19 protein-coding genes are annotated in these 18,654 nt (G+C 58.9%); 14 read left to right on the top strand and 5 right to left on the bottom strand.

The genetic code is table 11. The features are described 5' to 3' along the window. Nucleotides 1-24: 24 nt before the first annotated feature. Nucleotides 25-468, bottom strand: a complete 444-nt coding sequence (gene dksA, locus AOA60_RS13320; protein ID WP_099584810.1) for an RNA polymerase-binding protein DksA — start codon at nucleotides 466-468, stop codon at nucleotides 25-27. Between the two features lie 317 nt (nucleotides 469-785). On the opposite strand from dksA, the gene AOA60_RS13325 reads away from it, so the two are divergent. Both AOA60_RS13325 and sfsA read left to right on the top strand, forming a co-directional pair. Beyond that, nucleotides 786-1,958 (top strand): pyridoxal phosphate-dependent aminotransferase, encoded by a 1,173-nt coding sequence (locus AOA60_RS13325; RefSeq protein WP_099584811.1) that lies wholly within the window; start codon nucleotides 786-788, stop codon nucleotides 1,956-1,958. Further along, a complete protein-coding gene (gene sfsA, locus AOA60_RS13330; protein WP_099584812.1) occupies nucleotides 1,958-2,668 on the top strand; it encodes a DNA/RNA nuclease SfsA in 711 nt (236 codons plus the stop codon). The genes AOA60_RS13325 and sfsA overlap by 1 nt, the downstream gene beginning before the upstream one ends. Here the strand turns inward: sfsA and AOA60_RS13335 are convergent. Continuing rightward, nucleotides 2,665-2,982, bottom strand: coding sequence for a Rieske 2Fe-2S domain-containing protein (locus tag AOA60_RS13335; protein WP_099584813.1), 318 nt, complete (start codon nucleotides 2,980-2,982; stop codon nucleotides 2,665-2,667). The two genes, sfsA and AOA60_RS13335, sit on opposite strands and share 4 nt — an antisense overlap. A gap of 156 nt (nucleotides 2,983-3,138) precedes the next feature. Here AOA60_RS13335 and AOA60_RS13340 point away from each other — a divergent pair, with 156 nt between their 5' ends. The 3 genes from AOA60_RS13340 to AOA60_RS13350 are packed head-to-tail and all read left to right on the top strand — an operon-like array spanning nucleotide 3,139 to nucleotide 5,818. Beyond that, on the top strand, nucleotides 3,139-4,017 hold the full coding sequence (locus AOA60_RS13340; RefSeq protein ID WP_099584814.1) for a hemin ABC transporter substrate-binding protein: 879 nt from the start codon (nucleotides 3,139-3,141) through the stop codon (nucleotides 4,015-4,017). Further along, nucleotides 4,014-5,051: an iron ABC transporter permease gene (locus AOA60_RS13345; RefSeq protein WP_099584815.1), complete on the top strand. Its 1,038-nt coding sequence runs from the start codon at nucleotides 4,014-4,016 to the stop codon at nucleotides 5,049-5,051. Before AOA60_RS13340 ends, AOA60_RS13345 begins: the two co-directional genes overlap by 4 nt. Next, nucleotides 5,051-5,818 (top strand): heme ABC transporter ATP-binding protein, encoded by a 768-nt coding sequence (locus tag AOA60_RS13350; protein WP_099584816.1) that lies wholly within the window; start codon nucleotides 5,051-5,053, stop codon nucleotides 5,816-5,818. Before AOA60_RS13345 ends, AOA60_RS13350 begins: the two co-directional genes overlap by 1 nt. Before the next feature lie 244 nt (nucleotides 5,819-6,062). On the opposite strand, the gene AOA60_RS13355 is transcribed toward AOA60_RS13350, so the two are convergent. From AOA60_RS13355 to AOA60_RS13365, 3 genes are all read right to left on the bottom strand, one after another. Next, entirely contained in the window at nucleotides 6,063-6,335 is a 273-nt protein-coding gene (locus tag AOA60_RS13355; RefSeq protein WP_032884753.1) for a TfoX/Sxy family protein, read from the bottom strand. 203 nt (nucleotides 6,336-6,538) lie between these two features. After that, nucleotides 6,539-6,883 (bottom strand): pentapeptide repeat-containing protein, encoded by a 345-nt coding sequence (locus tag AOA60_RS13360; protein ID WP_099584817.1) that lies wholly within the window; start codon nucleotides 6,881-6,883, stop codon nucleotides 6,539-6,541. A 93-nt stretch (nucleotides 6,884-6,976) separates the two neighbouring features. Continuing rightward, entirely contained in the window at nucleotides 6,977-8,533 is a 1,557-nt protein-coding gene (locus tag AOA60_RS13365; RefSeq protein ID WP_099584818.1) for a bifunctional aminoglycoside phosphotransferase/ATP-binding protein, read from the bottom strand. Nucleotides 8,534-8,651: 118 nt separating this feature from the next. Between AOA60_RS13365 and mrcB the strand changes: the two genes are divergently transcribed. The 9 genes from mrcB to msrQ all read left to right on the top strand — a co-directional run bounded on the left by mrcB (nucleotide 8,652) and on the right by msrQ (nucleotide 18,469). Next, on the top strand, nucleotides 8,652-10,976 hold the full coding sequence (mrcB, locus tag AOA60_RS13370) for a penicillin-binding protein 1B (RefSeq protein WP_099584819.1): 2,325 nt from the start codon (nucleotides 8,652-8,654) through the stop codon (nucleotides 10,974-10,976). A gap of 16 nt (nucleotides 10,977-10,992) precedes the next feature. Continuing rightward, nucleotides 10,993-11,727: a tetratricopeptide repeat protein gene (locus AOA60_RS13375; RefSeq protein WP_099584820.1), complete on the top strand. Its 735-nt coding sequence runs from the start codon at nucleotides 10,993-10,995 to the stop codon at nucleotides 11,725-11,727. Beyond that, nucleotides 11,727-12,056 (top strand): YqcC family protein, encoded by a 330-nt coding sequence (locus AOA60_RS13380; RefSeq protein WP_099584821.1) that lies wholly within the window; start codon nucleotides 11,727-11,729, stop codon nucleotides 12,054-12,056. Before AOA60_RS13375 ends, AOA60_RS13380 begins: the two co-directional genes overlap by 1 nt. Nucleotides 12,057-12,487: 431 nt before the next feature. Beyond that, nucleotides 12,488-14,212, top strand: a complete 1,725-nt coding sequence (locus tag AOA60_RS13385; protein ID WP_099584829.1) for an acetolactate synthase 3 large subunit — start codon at nucleotides 12,488-12,490, stop codon at nucleotides 14,210-14,212. Between the two features lie 2 nt (nucleotides 14,213-14,214). Beyond that, nucleotides 14,215-14,706: an acetolactate synthase small subunit gene (gene ilvN / locus AOA60_RS13390; protein WP_003176102.1), complete on the top strand. Its 492-nt coding sequence runs from the start codon at nucleotides 14,215-14,217 to the stop codon at nucleotides 14,704-14,706. Between the two features lie 47 nt (nucleotides 14,707-14,753). Beyond that, on the top strand, nucleotides 14,754-15,770 hold the full coding sequence (gene ilvC, locus AOA60_RS13395; RefSeq protein WP_099584822.1) for a ketol-acid reductoisomerase: 1,017 nt from the start codon (nucleotides 14,754-14,756) through the stop codon (nucleotides 15,768-15,770). 144 nt (nucleotides 15,771-15,914) lie between these two features. Then, nucleotides 15,915-16,772 (top strand): CDP-diacylglycerol--serine O-phosphatidyltransferase, encoded by an 858-nt coding sequence (gene pssA, locus AOA60_RS13400; RefSeq protein ID WP_099584823.1) that lies wholly within the window; start codon nucleotides 15,915-15,917, stop codon nucleotides 16,770-16,772. Nucleotides 16,773-16,835: 63 nt separating this feature from the next. Next, nucleotides 16,836-17,849, top strand: a complete 1,014-nt coding sequence (msrP, locus tag AOA60_RS13405) for a protein-methionine-sulfoxide reductase catalytic subunit MsrP (protein WP_099584824.1) — start codon at nucleotides 16,836-16,838, stop codon at nucleotides 17,847-17,849. Next, on the top strand, nucleotides 17,849-18,469 hold the full coding sequence (msrQ, locus tag AOA60_RS13410; protein ID WP_099584825.1) for a protein-methionine-sulfoxide reductase heme-binding subunit MsrQ: 621 nt from the start codon (nucleotides 17,849-17,851) through the stop codon (nucleotides 18,467-18,469). Before msrP ends, msrQ begins: the two co-directional genes overlap by 1 nt. Nucleotides 18,470-18,654 lie beyond the last annotated feature (185 nt).

Here is an 18,654-nt window from a genome sequence, read left to right on the forward strand (position 1 = left end):
CCCCATCCGTTCAGGCCGGCTGAATTATTTGCCGACCTGTTTTTCCTTGATCTCTGCCAGGTTCTTGCAGTCCACGCACATATCAGCGGTAGGACGGGCTTCGAGTCGGCGGATACCGATTTCGATGCCGCAGGAATCACACCAGCCGTATTCTTCGTCCTTGATCAACTGCAGCGTCTTGTCGATCTTCTTGATCAGCTTGCGCTCGCGATCGCGGGCGCGCAGTTCGAGGGCGAACTCTTCTTCCTGGCTGGCACGGTCGGCCGGGTCAGGGAAATTGGCTGCTTCGTCCTTCATGTGGTCAACGGTACGGTCGACCTCCTGCATCAAGTCCTGTTTCCACTTGTTCAGGATCTTGGTGAAGTGCTCGCGCATGGGCTCGCCCATGTACTCCTCGCCCTTTTTTTCTACATAGGGTTCGAAGCCGCCGAGGCCTTGAGTCTGCTGTTGCTTTGCTTGGGTGGACATGACTAGACCGCCTCTCACTCTTCTAATCCATTGCGCAGGATTGCAACGTCACCGACACCTGCCGGCCCTGCGGCTGCAAGCGGGCGAACTTACCAGATAGATTCGGGGTGCGCCACTCCCGGTTGTCGAGCCTGTCGCGTCGGGGTTGCAAACTGTAGCGGCCCGTCGTGACTGGGTATGTTTTGGCTCGAATGTGATTTTAGTCGTTTTGTGCGCGCTTGCTGTGGCCGCTTGGGTGGCCAGGCAGGCAATAGAACATGTTTTACCGCGCGGGTTCGGTAGAATCCTGATTTTGTCCTCACCGTTAAGGAAGGCTAATGGCCCAGCCCTACAGTGCGCGCAGTCGCGCCATCGAACCTTTTCATGTCATGGCGTTGCTGGCGCGGGCCAATGAGCTGCAGGCCGCCGGCCACGATGTCATCCATCTGGAGATTGGCGAGCCGGATTTCACCACGGCGGAACCGATCATCCAGGCCGGTCAGGCGGCGCTCGCCAATGGCAAGACGCGCTATACCGCAGCCCGTGGCCTGCCGCAATTGCGTGAAGCCATCAGCGGTTTCTACCAGCAGCGGTACGGCTTGAGTGTAGATCCCGAGCGTATTCTGATCACTCCCGGAGGCTCCGGCGCGTTGTTGCTGGCCAGCAGCCTGCTGGTGGATCCGGGCAAGCATTGGTTGTTGGCAGATCCGGGCTATCCGTGTAACCGGCATTTCCTGCGACTGGTTGAGGGCGCCGCGCAACTAGTGCCGGTAGGGCCTGAAGTGCGCTATCAACTGACCGCCGACCTGGTGGCCAAACATTGGGATCAGGACAGCGTAGGTGCATTGGTTGCCTCCCCGGCGAATCCCACCGGCACGATCCTCACTCGCGAGGAGTTGGCCGGGCTTTCCGGCGCAATCAAGGCGCGCGACGGCCATCTGGTAGTCGATGAGATCTATCACGGCCTTACCTACGGCACCGACGCGGCCAGCGTGCTGGAGGTCGACGACGACGCCTTCGTGCTGAATAGTTTTTCGAAGTATTTCGGCATGACCGGCTGGCGCCTGGGTTGGCTGGTGGCCCCGCCTGCTGCAGTGAGTGAGTTGGAGAAGTTGGCGCAAAACCTTTATATCAGCGCGCCAAGCATGGCCCAGTATGCGGCGCTGGCGTGCTTTACCCCGCAAACCTTGAGCATCCTCGAAGAGCGCCGCGCCGAATTCGGCCGTCGCCGCGACTTCTTGCTGCCCGCCCTGCGCGAGTTGGGTTTTGGCATCGCCGTCGAGCCGGAGGGGGCGTTCTATTTGTACGCCGATATCAGTGCGTTCGGCGGGGATGCCTTCGCGTTTTGCCGGCATTTCCTCGAAACCGAGCATGTCGCATTCACACCGGGTCTGGATTTTGGTCGTTATCAAGCCCGCCATCATGTGCGCTTTGCCTACACGCAAAATCTTGATCGACTACAGGAGGCGGTGGAGCGCATCGCCCGTGGCTTGAGGAGCTGGCAAGGCTGATGCGTTTTCATCCTCCCCTCGAAGAAGGCCGACTGATTCGCCGCTACAAGCGTTTTCTCACCGATATCGAGACCGTTACCGGCGAGTTGTTGACCATTCACTGCCCGAACACCGGTTCGATGCTCAATTGCATGGTTGAAGGTGGCCAGGTCTGGTTCAGCCGTTCCACCGACCCCAAGCGTAAGCTGCCCGGCACTTGGGAAATCGCCGAAACGCCCCAGGGCCGCCTGGCGTGCGTTAACACGGCGCGCGCCAATCAGTTGGTCGAGGAGGCGTTGCGCGCTGGCGTGATCACGGAGCTCAATGGCTTTACCGCACTCAAGCGCGAAGTGCCTTACGGACAGGAGAAAAGCCGTATCGACTTTCGCCTGGAGTACCCTGATGGCGCCGCCTACGTCGAAGTCAAAAGTGTCACCCTGGGTTTCGATGACACCCGTGTTGCTGCTTTCCCTGACGCGGTGACCCAGCGTGGCGCCAAGCATCTGCGGGAGTTGGCCTACCTGGCGCGTGAAGGTGTGCGAGCGGTGCAGTTGTATTGCGTCAACCTCTCGGGAATTGACGCCGTGCGCCCAGCCCTGGAAATCGATGCCGCCTATGGTGCCGCCTTGCGCGAAGCTAAAGCGGCCGGAGTGGAAGTATTGGCATATGGCGTGCGCGTGACGGCCGAGGAGGTATGCGTGGATCGCCGGTTGGACGTGCTGCTCGACTAGAGGTCCACCCACAGGCCCTGTTCGTCTTCGCGACCGCGCAGGGCTTCGAGGCTTTTACCGGCGCAGGGGCCGGCAATGCACTCACCGCTCTCGATCAGGAACAGGGCGCCGTGGGTGGCGCATTGGATCAGGCTGGCACTGTCATCGAGGAACTGGTCGGGCCGCCATTCGAGCGGGATGCCGCGATGGGGGCAGCGGTTGATATAGAAGTAGGCAATGCCGTCCCGGCGTACGGCCAACAATTTGCAACCATCGATTTCAAAACCGAGGCTGCTATCTGGCGCGAGGGTCTTGGAGGGGCAGAGAAACTTCATTTCAATCCTTAAGTGCCTTGACGTTCAAATGCAAACAATTATCAAATGCCGGCTTCGCCCATTAGCTGCCTGGGTGCTCAGTTCGATGCCCGGCAGGGATTACCTGTCACATCAAGGAGTGCTCGAAAGGCCCTGCCCTCGGAAGGAAACCCTGTTATGCGCCTGAGTACCAGCGCTATTGCGCTTGTTGTCGGACTGCTGGTCAACCCTGGGGCGCACGCCTCGGAACAGCCACAACGCTGGGTGAGTGCCGGTGGGGCGCTGTCGGAATGGGTGACGGCTCTGGGCGGTGAACCGAAGTTGGTTGGCGTGGATACCACCAGCCAGCATCCTGAGTCGCTCAAGTCGTTGCCCAGTATTGGCTATCAGCGGCAATTGTCGGCCGAGGGCATTCTCAGCCTGCGCCCTCAAGTGCTGGTGGGCACAGAAGAGATGGGGCCGCCGCCGGTACTTGCGCAGATTCGCAGCGCGGGCGTCCAGGTTGAAATGTTTTCGGCGCAGCCGGATCTGGCGACTTTGAAAGGCAACCTTCAGCACCTGGGCAAATTGCTGGGCGATGAGGCCAAGGCCAACGAATTATTTACCGGGTATGAGCAGGCGCTTGATCAGCAGAAAAGCTCGCTCGCCAAGGCCCAGGCCTCGCAAAAGGCCCCTGGCGTTTTGCTGTTGGTTGGTCACGCCGGCGGCAAGCCGCTGATTGCCGGCAAGGGCACGGCCGGTGATTGGATGGTGCAGCAGGCGGGCGGGCACAACCTGGCCACCCATACGGGTTACAAACCGTTTTCGGTGGAGTCGCTGGCAGGGCTGAGCCCGGATGTACTGGTGTTCGCTGATCGTGCCCTCACGGGGGATGCAGCCCGTGCGGCCCTCTTCAAAGAAAATCCGATCCTCGCTTCGACGCCGGCGGCCAAGAGCGGGCGGGTGTTTGAGCTGGACCCGACACTGCTGGTGGGCGGGCTCGGGCCGCGTCTGCCGCAAAGCCTGGCGAAGTTGTCTGCCGGGTTTTATCCGTCCCAGGCTAAACCGGTCCCATGACCGCACTGGTCAAGCCCAAAACCCTGTTTATCGGGCTGACGCTGTTGTGCGTATTGGCGATCTGGCTCTCTTTGGCGCTGGGGCCGGTGAGTCTGCCATTGCTGGATACGCTCAAGGCGGCCTTGCGTTTGGTGGGCGTGCCGATTGAGGCGCAGGGGCTGGAGCAGGCCGAGCTTATCCTGGGGCAGATTCGGTTGCCGCGTACCTTGCTGGGCTTGGCGGTGGGTGGCGTGTTGGCATTGTCGGGCGTGGCCATGCAAGGGTTGTTTCGCAACCCGCTGGCCGATCCTGGGTTGGTGGGGGTGTCCAGTGGTGCGGCGCTCGGAGCGGCCGTCGCCATCGTCGGAGGTTCGTTTTTTGGTGGCTTGCCGGATGCGTTCGGGCCGTACCTGCTGTCGCTGTGTGCATTCCTTGGTGGGTTGGGAGTGACTGCGCTGGTCTATCGACTGGGGCGGCGCAACGGCCAGACGAATGTGGCGACGATGCTGCTCGCCGGCATTGCTCTCACTGCGCTGGCTGGCTCGGCTGTGGGCCTGTTCACTTATTTGGCGGACGACGCAACGTTGCGCACGCTGGCGTTCTGGAACCTGGGCAGCCTCAACGGTGCGAGCTATTCGCGGCTGTGGCCGTTGTTGCTGGTGAGTGCGGGGGTGGCGCTGTGGTTGCCGCGCCGGGCCAAGGCGTTGAATGCGCTGCTGCTGGGTGAGTCTGAGGCCAGCCACTTGGGTATCGATGTTGAAGCGCTCAAACGCGAGTTGGTGTTCTGTACCGCATTGGGTGTCGGTGCTGCGGTGGCTGCAGCGGGCATGATTGGTTTTGTGGGGCTGGTGGTGCCGCATCTGGTCAGATTGCTGGCAGGGCCTGATCACCGCGTGTTACTGCCGGCTTCAATCTTGGCGGGCGCGAGTCTGCTGCTGTTTGCCGACTTGGTTGCACGGCTGGCCTTGGCGCCAGCAGAGTTGCCGATCGGCATAGTGACTGCGTTCATTGGTGCGCCATTTTTTCTTTACCTGTTGCTGCGGGGGCGTGCCTGATGCTGCGTGTTGAAGACCTGCAGGTCCGCCGCGGTCGCAAAACCGTGCTGGCGGATGTCACTCTGGACCTGCTGCCAGGCGAAGTGCTCGGCGTGCTGGGTCCCAATGGCGCCGGCAAGAGTACTTTGCTGGGGGCATTGTGCGGTGAGTTACACCCCGATCAAGGCAGGGTATGGCTGGGCCAGCAGGCGTTGAAAGACTGGACCGGGTCGCAGCGCGCCCAGCGTCTGGCGGTGTTGCCACAAAGCTCGACCCTGGATTTTGCCTTTCGCGTCGAAGAGGTCGTCGGCATGGGCCGTCTCCCCCACCAGACTGGACGTGTGCGCGATGACGAAATCATCAGCGCAGCCTTGCAGGCCGCGGACGTCGCACACTTGAGTGGCCGCAGTTACCTGGCATTGTCCGGTGGCGAGCGCCAGCGCGTGCACCTGGCCCGGGTGCTGGCGCAGCTATGGCCGGGTGAAGCGGGGCAGACGTTGCTGCTGGATGAGCCGACGTCGATGCTTGATCCCCTGCATCAGCACACGACATTGCAGGCCATCCGTACCTTTGCCGATCGGGGCGCGGCCGTGTTGGTGATCCTCCACGACCTGAACCTGGCGGCGCGTTACTGTGATCGTATTCTGCTGCTGGAGGAGGGGCGCCCCCACGCTTTGGACACGCCGGTGAAGGTGCTGCGGCCTGAGCCGCTCAAGGCTGTATTTGGTCTGGATGTGTTGGTACAGCCACACCCGGAGCGTGGGCATCCGCTGATCATTGCGCGCTGAAGTCTGCTTTCTTGCAGGCAAAAAAAGACCCGGCAAGAGCCGGGTCAAATAACCGTGATTAGCCTGATGAGGAGATAATCTGAGAGTCCGAACCAATGGTCTTTCAGTTATCGGCTGATCTCGCGACCAGTTGTGATAATCATAACGATTCTCATTTGAGAGTCAATACTAGTTTTTGGTCGATCTTCCGTTTTTCTCAAACGGTCGTTCGAAACCTCCGTAAACATTGGGTCTTCTGGTCGATCTAATTCTTTTGCCGCGTTGAAATGGCATCCAGTTGGCGGTTCAACGCTTCCTTGCGCTCAACGGGAATATCGTTCCAGTGCACGTCCATCAGCGCCCCCTCGATCGCATACAGCAAAACCTTCGATGCGCGGAACCCACGAGTTCTTACTGCGCGATACGCATCGACTGCGCCCAGGCGCCGCAAGTCGGACGCGCTGTGGATGCCCACCGCATGCAGCCACTGCGCTGACGTCTTGCCAAGGTTTTTCAGGTGTTGCAGCTCATCGTTCATCAAGCCTCCTTGCGACGGCCGAAGGGTGCGGTGGGTATTCGTGACCAGGCAAGCCTGAACAGGAGTGTAGCGTTCAGTAGGAAAAGCGTGGTTCTTTGGTCCGAAACGGCCCAAACGCTTATAAGAATGGCGCGGGGATTTTGACAGCGGGCAGGCATGAGCAGCCCGCTACGCGTTGCGCGTAGTCGGGCTTGGGGCGCGTGTTACTTAGTGCGGTAGCGCAGGCGCGTGCCGAAATTGACCGACATGAGGATCTCGTCAGCGGTCAATTCAGGTGGGAAGTAGGTGCCCGAAATCTGCGCATGGGCCAGGCTGGCGCCTTCCAGCGAGCAGTCGCGTAAATCCAGACCGCGCAAGTCGGCGGAGCGGAAGTATGCGTCGGTAAAGTCGACGCCAGTGGCGTTCAATTCACGCAAGTCCAGCCCACGGAAGTCACCACCGCGCATGTCGATAGCGCCGTCTTTCGGACGCTCCTGGTTGAAGCCGCGAATATCGTCTTTATGCAGGAGCGAGTAGAGCGGGGTATCAAGAAGCTTGGGCTGAGTCATGACGGCGAACTCCTGTTGGATTTATGACGCCATTATAGTGCCACTATTGCTCGGTCGTGCGCCCAAGTAGGCGACACGACCAAGAAATTTTTCTTACAGGCCTGGCAAGCGCTGGCGAATCTGTGCAACTACCGCGTCGAGGGTCCCGCTTTGATTAGTCTCCACGCGTTTGCTCAGCAACAGCTCTTCAGCTGTAAGTGGGTCACGGTTTGCCTGCTGGGCTTCGATAACGGCCAGGGTCGCGTCGGATGGATCGTTTTTGTCTGTCTGACGTTGCGCCAGCCAGCTGCTGATAACGGCCTGGGGTGCGTTGCAATCCAGAATCAGGAAGGGCGCACCGGTAGCTTCGGCAACCTGGGCGGCGGTTTCACGTTGTTCGCGTTTCAGGAAGGTGGCATCCAGCACCACCGGGAAGCCGGCGCGCAGCACGGTATCGGCGATGTCGTTCAAGCGAGCGTAGGTTTTGGCACTGGCATCGGACGCATAAATGCCGGCCTGTGGCGTGTTCTCCACGTGCTGCTCGCCGAACAGGCGCTTGCGTTCGACATCCGAGCGCACGCGTACGGCACCGAGCGCCTCTACCAGACGCATGGATACGTGGCTTTTGCCCACAGCCGAGACACCGTGGGTAATCGCCAGAAAACGTGACGGAATGGTGCTGTAGCTTTCTGCCAGGTTGGCGTAGTTGCGGTACTGGCGCAGTGTTGTGGCACGTTGTACCGGGCTTGCTTCGCTCGGCATGCTGAATAACGACACCTTGGCACGCACCAGGGCGCGGTAGGCTTTATAGAAGTTCAGCACTTCAAGGCCCTGATAGTCGCCGGTCAGCTCCAGGTACTGGCTGATGAAGCGGCGGGCCAGGGACTTGAGGCCTCGGTCTTCCAGGTCCATGGCCAGGAAGCCGGTGTCGGCGTACACGTCGGTGAAGCGAAACGGCTCGTTGAACTCGATGCAGTCGAAAATCACCACCTGGCCATCAATCAAGGTGGCATTACCGAGGTGGATGTCACCGTGGCACTCGCGGGTGAAGCCATCGAGCTTGCGCTGTGCCAGCAGCGGCTTGAGGCGGTCGAAACTGCTTTCGGCCCAGGCTTGCAGGGCTTCCAGTTGAATCAGGTCGGCCTTGTCGCTCAAAAACGGACGGATCTGGTCGAAGTTCTGCCGTACCGGTGCCATCACTTCGTCGGGAGTGCCGGCTGGGTGGGTTTGTGGCACTTTCGGCGCGGTGAGATGGAAGTGTGCGATCTGCTTGGCCATTTCATCGATGTGCGCGGCAGTCAATTCGCCATTGGCCTGCAGGGTGCTGAGCAGTTGGCTTTGCGGGAACTGGCGCATCTTCAGTGCATATTCGATCACCGGGCCGTCGCCGCCCAATTGGGGGGCTTCGGCGGTGCCGGTAATCGGCAGCACATCCAGATACAAATCGTTCGTCAGGCGCTGGTTCAGACGCAGCTCTTCATTGCAGAAGTGCCCGCGCTTTTCCAGGTCGGTGAAGTCCAGAAAGCCGAAGTTCATCGGTTTCTTCAATTTGTAAGCGAAAGGGCCGGTCAATACGACCCACGAAATATGGGTCTCGATGACTTGGAACGCTTCGACCGGATGAGGGTACAAAGCCGGGTTTTGCAGGGCGGCGATCAGTGACTGGCTCACGGGCGATCCTTCAGAGTCTGGGGGAAATCATGGCGCGCATTATGGCTGCTACGGACGGTCGTGCAAACCGCTGTCCGGCTCATGTTGATCATCAATAAAGTGCGTATAATCCGCCGCCATGACTCGATCCCGATCTCCCCGTTCCCGTAAAAAACCTCCTTCCCGCGGCCTGCGTCCGTGGCTTGGCTGGGCGCTCAAGCTCGGTCTTGTAGGCCTTGTGGTGCTCGCCGGCTTCGCGGTGTACCTCGACGCAGTGGTCCAGGAGAAGTTCTCCGGCAAGCGCTGGACCATCCCGGCCAAGGTGTATGCACGCCCGCTGGAACTGTTCAGCGGACAGAAGCTGAGCAAGGATGACTTCCTCACCGAACTTGACGCCCTCGGCTACCGCCGCGAACCCGTGAGCAATGGCCCGGGTGCGGCCGCCGTCAGCGGTAACACGGTCGACCTGAATACCCGTGGCTTCCAGTTCTATGAAGGCCTGGAAAAAGCCCAGCCGGTGCGCGTGCGCTTCTCCGGTGACTACGTGGCCGAGCTGTCCTCCCTCAACGGCTCGAAATTACCGGTGGTCCGCCTTGAACCGTTGATGATCGGCGGGATTTACCCGAAGAACCTTGAAGATCGCATCCTGATCAAGCTTGACCAGGTGCCGCCTTACCTGCTGGAAACCCTGGTTGCGGTAGAGGATCGCGACTTTTATAGCCACTGGGGTGTGTCGCCGAAGTCGATTGCCCGTGCGGTTTGGGTAAATACGTCCGGCGGCAGGATGACCCAGGGCGGCAGTACGCTGACCCAGCAGTTGGTGAAGAACTTCTACCTCACCAACGAGCGCAGCCTGACCCGTAAGCTCACCGAAGCGATGATGGCGATGCTGCTTGAGCTGCACTACAGCAAGCAGGAAATCCTTGAGGCGTACCTCAACGAAGTCTTCGTCGGCCAGGACGGCCAGCGCGCGGTGCACGGCTTCGGTCTGGCCAGCCAGTTCTTCTTCGGTCAGCCGCTGTCCGAATTGAAGCTGCATCAAGTGGCGTTGTTGGTGGGTATGGTCAAAGGGCCTTCCTACTACAACCCGCGTCGCAATCCGGAGCGTGCGCTGGAGCGCCGTAACCTGGTGCTGGATGTGCTTGAACAGCAAGGCGTGGCCACGGCTGAACAAGTCGCCGCAGCGAAGAAAATGCCACTGGGTGTGACAACCCGCGGCAAGTTGGCGGACAGTTCATTCCCCGGCTTTATCGATCTGGTTAAACGCCAACTGCGTGAAGACTACCGCGACGAAGACTTGACCGAAGAAGGCCTGCGAATCTTCACCAGTTTTGATCCGATTCTGCAGATGAAGGCCGAAGCGTCTGTCAGCGACACTTTCAAGCGTCTGACGGGGCGTAAAGGTTCCGATGAAGTAGAAGCCGCCATGGTGGTGACGAACCCGGAAACCGGTGAAGTTCAAGCCATGATCGGCAGTCGTCAGGCGAGTTTTGCCGGATTCAATCGCGCGCTGGATGCTGTGCGGCCGATCGGTTCGCTGGTCAAGCCTGCGGTCTACCTTACCGCGTTGGAAAAACCGAGCAAGTACACCCTGACCAGTTGGCTGTCGGACGATCCGCTATCCGTCAAAGGCGGCGACGGCCAGGTGTGGACACCACAGAACTTCGATCGCCGCTCTCACGGCACGGTGTTCCTGTATCAGGGCTTGGCGCATTCCTACAACATCTCCACCTCTCGGCTTGGCCTGGAAGTGGGCGTGCCGAATGTGCTCAAGACGCTGGCGCGACTGGGTATAACCCGCGAATTCCCCGCGTTCCCATCGATCCTGCTGGGTGCTGGTGCCATGACGCCGATGGAAGTCGCGACCATGTACCAGACCCTCGCCAACGGTGGCTTCAACACCCCGATGCGCGGGATCCGCAGTGTGCTGACGGCCGAGGGCGAGCCGCTCAAGCGCTACCCGTTCCAGATCCAGCAGCGTTTCGATGCGGGCTCGATCTACCTGATCCAGAACGCCATGCAGCGTGTGATGCGTGAAGGTACCGGTAGCTCGGTCTACAAGGTGCTGCCGTCCAATCTGACGCTGGCGGGCAAGACCGGTACCAGCAACGATTCGCGCGACAGTTGGTTTGCAGGTTTCGGTCAGGATGTACTGGCCGTGGTGTGGTTGGGTCGTGACGACAATGGCAAGACGCCGTTCACCGGTGCTACCGGTGCGTTGCAGGTCTGGACCAGTTTTATGCGCAAGGCCGATCCGTTGCCATTGAACATGCCGCAGCCGGATAACATCGTGCAGGCCTGGATTGATCCACATACCGGCCAGGGCTCCGATGCCAATTGTCCGGGCGCAGTCCAGATGCCGTATATTCGCGGCAGCGAACCACCACCCGGTGCTGCGTGCGGTGGCGGTGCCCCTGCGGACGCGGAATCGGTGATGGATTGGGTCAAGGGCTGGATGAATTAAGCAAAGAGGGTTTCAAGTGAACAAGTGGTTGATTCCAGCTATTACAACATTGGCTTTGCTCAGCGGTTGCTCCAGCGTGCAGCGCGGCTCCATCCCCGTGGTGGATTCGAGCACAGCCGTCTCCAATAACGACCGGATCTCGGCCAATGGCGGTTTCCGCCAGACCGTGACCAATCGTCCGGCGCAGGCCAAGCCTCAGGCCGTGCCGCAGGATTCGGGCGTGGTGGTGATGGTGCCGGGCGGCGGCGCGGCTACGTCGGCCCCGATCAGCGCTGAGCCATGGACGCCTGGTCCAAGCACCTCTGGGCCGATCGACTCCACGCCGATTCAGGCTGCGCCGATCAACCAGGGCACCTACAACATGCCGTCGACGCCAAGTGGCATTCCATCCTCCTCCAACTCGGGCGGCTTGTCGGCTGACGAACAGTTGGATGGCCCAGTGTTGGCCTTGCTGACGACGGCTCAGCAACAACAGGCCGGTGGCGACCTGAACGGTGCGTCATCGAGCCTTGAGCGTGCGCAACGCGTTGCACCGCGTGAACCACAAGTGCTGTATCGCCTGGCGCAGGTGCGCATGGCCCAGGGCGATGCGCCGCAAGCCGAGCAGTTCGCCCGCCGTGGCCTCACGATGGCCAGCGGTCGTCCTGATCTGCAAGCCAGCCTGTGGGCGTTGATCGGAGATGCGCGTGCCGCACAAGGTGATGCCGCGGGTGCCGCCCAGGCCCGTCAAAAAGCCAAGGTCAGCCTCTGATGGATGTACGGTTTCCTGCGATTGCCGAGCAGTTATTGCTGATCGAGCGCGAATTGCGCATTCAGGGCTGGTGGGATGAGGTCTCCCCCGGCGTCGAGGCGCTTAGCAGCGTTGAGCCGTTTTCGGTGGATACCCTGGACTTTCACCAGTGGCTGCAATGGATCTTCCTGGTGCGCATGAAGCAGATCCTCGAACAGGACCTGCCGTTGCCCAGCGCATCGGGGATCCTGGAAATGGCCGAGATGGTCTATGCCGATCGGCCGCGAGAAAGCGTTGGCTTGCGTAATGCGCTGAAAAAGTTCGATCAATTGATCGTCGACGCTCGTTAATTGCCTGACTGCCGGGTTTTCCGGCAGTCTTGCGCATATTTCTACCGCTTGACGACATTCAGGCGAGTTTTATCCCTCCTCAAAGCCCTTTCTTCTGCGTTCTCATGCGCTTAGTTGGAAAAAAGCGCAATTATTGCTTGACTTGAACGGCCTGAAACAGAAGAATCCAAAGTCCGCTGTATCGGGACTGCCAGAAGCAGGCCCGCTCAGCAGATCATGAGGCGCACATCCGCGCCGACCTGTTACACCCGCAACGCGTTACCTCGCGCTGGGTGGGAAAAGCCCGCAACACTTGGGACGATCCCAATACTTGCTCAGTCAGTGCTGACGTAGTCGGCGACCACCGTCGCTCATGCTCTGTTGAGAAGTAAACCTATTAAGACCCGTCGGTTTTCAACGGACGGTATTCTGGCGTTTTAGAGGTGAACAACGTGGAGCTTTTATCTGGCGGTGAGATGCTCGTCCGCTTTTTGCGTGACGAAGGCGTCGACTATATCTACGGGTACCCAGGTGGTGCTCTGCTGCATGTTTACGACGCACTGTTCAAGGAACCGGCTGTTACCCACATCCTGGTTCGCCACGAACAGGCCGCGACCCATATGGCTGACGGTTATGCCCGTGCCACCGGTAAAGCCGGCGTGGTACTGGTAACGTCCGGCCCAGGCGCAACGAATGCCATTACTGGCATTGCGACTGCCTATATGGACTCCATCCCGATGGTGATCATCTCTGGCCAGGTGCCTAGCACCATGGTCGGCACCGACGCGTTCCAGGAAACCGACATGATCGGTATCTCCCGGCCGATCGTGAAACACAGCTTCATGATCAAGCACGCCTCGGAAATTCCGGAAGTCATGAAAAAGGCCTTCTACCTCGCGCAGTCCGGTCGCCCGGGGCCTGTCGTGGTCGATATCCCGAAAGACATGACCAACCCGGCTGAAAAATTCGAATACGTCTTCCCGAAAAAAGCCAAGCTGCGCTCCTACAGCCCGGCCGTTCGTGGGCACTCGGGGCAAATCCGCAAGGCGGCAGAAATGCTCCTGGCGGCCAAGCGTCCTGTGCTGTACTCGGGTGGCGGCGTGATCCTGGGTGGCGGTTCTGCACCGTTGACCGAATTGGCCAAGCTGCTCAACCTGCCGGTCACCAATACCCTGATGGGCCTCGGCGCCTTCCCGGGTACGGACCGTCAGTTCGTCGGCATGCTCGGCATGCACGGCAGCTACACCGCCAACCTGGCCATGCACCATGCTGACGTGATTCTGGCTGTGGGTGCACGTTTTGATGACCGCGTGATCAACGGCGCGAGCAAGTTCTGCCCGAATGCCAAGATCATCCACATCGACATCGATCCGGCATCCATCTCCAAGACCATCAAGGCCGACGTGCCGATTGTGGGGCCTGTGGAAAGCGTATTGACCGAAATGGTCGCTTCGCTCAAGGACATCGGCGAGACGCCAAACAAAGAATCCGTTGCCAGTTGGTGGAAGCAGATCGACGAATGGCGTGGCGATCGCGGCCTGTTCCCTTATGACAAGGGCGACGGCAGCATCATCAAGCCACAAACCGTGATTGAAACCCTGTGCGAAGTGACCAAGGGCGATGCCTTTGTGACCTCCGACGTGGGCCAGCACCAGATGTTCGCGGCGCAGTACTACAAGTTCGACAAGCCTAACCGCTGGATCAACTCCGGCGGCTTGGGCACGATGGGCTTCGGTTTCCCGGCGGCCATGGGGGTGAAACTGAGCTTCCCGGACACCGACGTGGCGTGCGTCACCGGTGAAGGCAGCATTCAGATGAACATCCAGGAGCTGTCGACGTGCCTGCAGTACGGTCTTCCGGTGAAGATTGTCTGCTTGAACAACGGCGTACTGGGCATGGTTCGTCAGTGGCAGGACATGAGCTACGGTAGCCGTCACTCCCATTCCTACATGGAATCGTTGCCGGATTTCATCAAGTTGGTTGAAGCCTATGGCCATGTCGGCATTCGCATCACCGATCTGAAAGATCTCAAGCCGAAGATGGAAGAGGCGTTCGCCATGAAGGACCGTCTGGTGTTCATCGATATCAAGGTGGATACCAGCGAGCACGTCTATCCGATGCAGATCAAAGACGGCTCGATGCGCGACATGTGGCTGAACAAGACGGAGCGTACTTAATCATGCGGCACATTATCTCCCTGCTTCTGGAGAACGAACCCGGCGCTCTGTCTCGTGTTGTCGGCCTGTTTTCGCAACGCAACTACAACATCGAAAGCCTGACCGTGGCCCCGACCGAAGACCCGACACTTTCGCGCCTGACGTTGACTACCGTGGGCCACGATGAGGTGATCGAGCAGATCACCAAGAACCTCAACAAGCTGATCGAAGTGGTCAAGCTGGTCGACCTGTCGGAAAGTGCCCACATCGAGCGCGAGCTGATGCTGGTCAAGGTCAAGGCCACCGGTGCCCAACGTGCCGAGATCAAACGCACCACCGACATCTATCGCGGGCAGATCGTGGATGTAAGCGCCAGCGTTTATACCGTGCAACTGACCGGTACAAGCGACAAGCTGGACAGCTTCATCCAGTCGATCGGGACGGCCTCGATTCTGGAAACGGTACGCAGTGGTGTCACCGGGATTGCCCGTGGCGACAAAGTACTCAGCATCTAACCCAAATTAGTGAATGGCCTTACGGCCTGGATATATAGAGGAACCTCATGAAAGTTTATTACGAAAAAGATTGTGACCTGTCGATCATCCAGGGCAAGAAAGTCGCCATCATCGGCTACGGCTCCCAGGGTCACGCGCAAGCTTGCAACCTGAAAGACTCTGGCGTTGACGTGACCGTTGGCTTGCGCAAAGGCTCGGCCACTGTTGCCAAGGCAGAAGCCCACGGCTTGAAAGTGACTGATGTTGCTTCCGCTGTTGCTGCTGCCGACCTGGTCATGATCCTGACCCCGGACGAGTTCCAGTCCGCGCTGTACAAGAACGAAATCGAACCGAACATCAAGAAGGGCGCCACCCTGGCCTTCTCCCACGGTTTCGCGATTCACTACAACCAGGTTGTGCCACGCGCTGACCTGGACGTGATCATGATCGCGCCGAAAGCACCGGGCCACACCGTGCGTTCCGAGTTCGTCAAAGGCGGCGGTATCCCTGACCTGATCGCGATCTACCAGGACGCGTCGGGCAATGCCAAGAACGTTGCACTTTCCTACGCTGCTGGCGTGGGTGGCGGTCGTACCGGCATCATCGAAACCACCTTCAAGGACGAGACCGAAACCGACCTGTTCGGCGAACAAGCCGTTCTGTGCGGCGGTACCGTTGAGCTGGTGAAAGCCGGTTTCGAAACCCTGGTTGAAGCTGGCTATGCGCCGGAAATGGCCTACTTCGAATGTCTGCACGAACTGAAGCTGATCGTTGACCTCATGTACGAAGGCGGTATCGCCAACATGAACTACTCGATCTCCAACAACGCTGAGTACGGCGAGTACGTGACAGGCCCGGAAGTTATCAACGCCGAGTCCCGTCAGGCTATGCGCAACGCCCTGAAACGTATTCAGGACGGCGAATACGCCAAAATGTTCATCACCGAAGGCGCTACCGGCTACCCTTCGATGACCGCCAAGCGTCGTAACAACGCCGCTCACGGTATCGAAGTCATCGGCGAGCAACTGCGCTCCATGATGCCGTGGATCGGTGCCAACAAGATCGTCGACAAAGCCAAAAACTAAGTCGTACGCATCAAGAGAAAACGCGGCTTAGGCCGCGTTTTTTCGTTTGGGGGCGGGTTCTGGTATAAAGCTGCATCGTTTGCGGGCGAACACTCGCCGCAAGTATTGGTCGAATTTTTTTCACACCGTTGCAAGGTAAAGTCCATGAGCGAACGTCCCGACGAGCCTAACCAGGCTCCTGACGCCGAAAGCCTGCTACCGATCGATGAGCATGTCGAAGAGGGGCATGACGCGGAAGGCCGTAAGGTCCGGCACCGTGGCATCTATCTGCTGCCCAATCTGTTTACCACGGCGAACCTGTTTGCCGGTTTCTATTCCATCATCAATTCCATGAGCGCCCAGAGTGCGCTGGCGGCAGGTGATGCCGCGAATGCCAGCAAGTACTTCGGTTTTGCGGCGATCGCCATTTTCGTGGCCATGGTGCTCGACGGTCTGGATGGTCGTGTTGCACGTATGACCAACACCCAAAGTGCCTTCGGTGCCGAGTACGACTCGCTGTCGGACATGGTCGCGTTTGGGGTGGCTCCGGCATTGTTGGCATTTGCCTGGGCGCTGGGTGACATGGGCAAGGTTGGCTGGATGGTGGCCTTCATCTATGTTGCGGGCGCCGCGTTGCGTCTGGCGCGTTTCAATACCCAGGTAGGTACTGCCGACAAGCGCTACTTCATCGGGCTGGCCAGTCCGGCAGCAGCGGGTGTCGTGGCGGGTATCGTCTGGGCATTCAGTGACTACGGCATCCAGGGTTCGAAGATGTCGTTCCTGGTGGCGTTGATGGTGGCAGCGGCCGGTATGCTGATGGTCAGCAACATCAAGTACAACAGCTTCAAGGAGCTTGACCTCAAGGGGCGCGTACCTTTTGTGGCGATCCTGGCCGTGGTGCTGGTATTTGCCGTGGTCTTCAGCGATCCGCCGCGGATTCTGCTGTTGGCCTTCCTGGTCTACGCTGCTTCCGGGCCGGTTCAGTACTTGCTGCATATGCGTCGGGACAAAACATTGCCTTAATGTAATTTCCCCCATACTCCGCAGTCTATTGGTGTATCAGTCCTCCAATGCTGCGGAGTTGCCATGTTAATCAAATTGCCTAAAGCGTCCGATTGCCACGAGTCGGACGTCACCCCTGAATCTTTCTACCTCTCTCGCCGCAGCTTGCTCGGTGGTGCGCTTGCCGGTATCGCCGCCAGTAGCTTGCCACGCTGGGCCAGTGCGGATGAGGCTGCGCGTTATGCCGATGTTGAGCCGGGGAAGGCGCCGGGCTGGTTTGCTGACAAGCTGCCAGGCACGAAATGGCAGGCGGTGACGGTTGCAGGTGAAGCTATCACCCCTTTCAAGGACGCAACCCACTACAACAACTTTTATGAGTTTGGCACTGACAAGGGCGATCCTGCGAAGAATGCGGGTTCGCTCAAGACCGAACCCTGGAGTGTTGTGATTGATGGTGAGGTTGCCAAGCCGGGGCGTTATGCCCTGGAAGACTTCATGAAGCCCTATCAGTTGGAAGAGCGGATCTACCGGCTGCGCTGTGTTGAAGCGTGGTCGATGGTCATACCGTGGATGGGCTTTCCGATCTCTGCCTTGCTCAAGCAAGTTGAGCCGACCTCCAAGGCTAAGTACATTCGTTTTGAAACCCTCCAGGACCCCAAGAGTATGCCTGGTCAGCGTTCGAGTTTTGGCTTGATCGACTGGCCTTATGTAGAGGGGTTGCGCCTGGATGAGGCGATGAACCCTTTGGCGATTCTTGCCGTTGGCATGTATGGGCGCGAGTTGCCCAATCAGAATGGTGCACCGTTACGTCTGGTCGTGCCTTGGAAGTACGGTTTCAAGAGTGTGAAGTCCATCGTGCGGATCAGCCTTGTGAGTGAGCAGCCGAAAACCACCTGGCAGAGCATTGCCGCGGACGAGTATGGGTTTTATGCGAATGTGAACCCTACCGTGGACCATCCACGTTGGACCCAGGCACGGGAGCGTCGTCTGCCAAGTGGTCTATTCAGTCCGAATGTGCGTGAGACGCAGATGTTCAATGGCTACTCGGAAGAGGTTGCTTCTTTATATGCTGGCCTCGATCTGCGGAAGAACTACTGATGCGTTATCCCGTCTGGCGTATCGGCGTTTTCATAGCGGCGGCAGTGTGGCCGTTGATATGGCTATATGAAGCGTGGAGTTTTGCCTTGGGTCCAGATCCGGGAAAGGTGCTGGTTGATCGGCTGGGGTTGGGCACGTTGATCCTGCTGCTGATCACGCTGGGGATGACGCCGCTGCAAAAGTTGAGCGGCTGGGCGGGGTGGATAGCGGTGCGCCGGCAGCTTGGGTTGTGGTGCTTTGCCTATGTGGTGCTGCATCTGGCGGCCTATTGTGTATTTGTTCTGGGCCTTGATTGGTCGCAGCTTGGAGTTGAGCTACGTAAGCGGCCTTACATTATTGTGGGTACGTTGGGCTTCTTGTCATTGTTGATGTTGGCGGTGACGTCTAATCGCTATAGCCAGCGTCGACTGGGAAATCGTTGGAAGAAGCTGCATCGCTTGGTCTACGTGATTCTTGGGCTTGGGCTGCTGCATATGTTGTGGATCGTGCGGGCTGACCTGAAGGAGTGGGCAATCTATGCATCTATAGGTGCGCTGCTGCTGGCATTGCGTATACCTGCGGTAATGCGCCGAATCCCTAGGCTTATTACGAAAAAAGCACCTTCTGCAGAAAAAACGTAATTAACGCTTGACCGCAGATTCTGGAAGCCTATAATTCGCCCCACTTCCGGCGCAGTCGAAACGGAAAACTCCTTGGTAAACAATGAGTTACGCAGTTTTCGGCAGCAAGTTGCTTCAGTTCATCGAAGCCAAAAGGAAGTTGAAAAAGAGGTGTTGACAGCAGCGTGTAACGCTGTAGAATTCGC

It is taken from the genome of Pseudomonas sp. 2822-17 (assembly GCF_002742485.1).
Lineage (GTDB): Bacteria > Pseudomonadota > Gammaproteobacteria > Pseudomonadales > Pseudomonadaceae > Aquipseudomonas > Aquipseudomonas cyclaminis.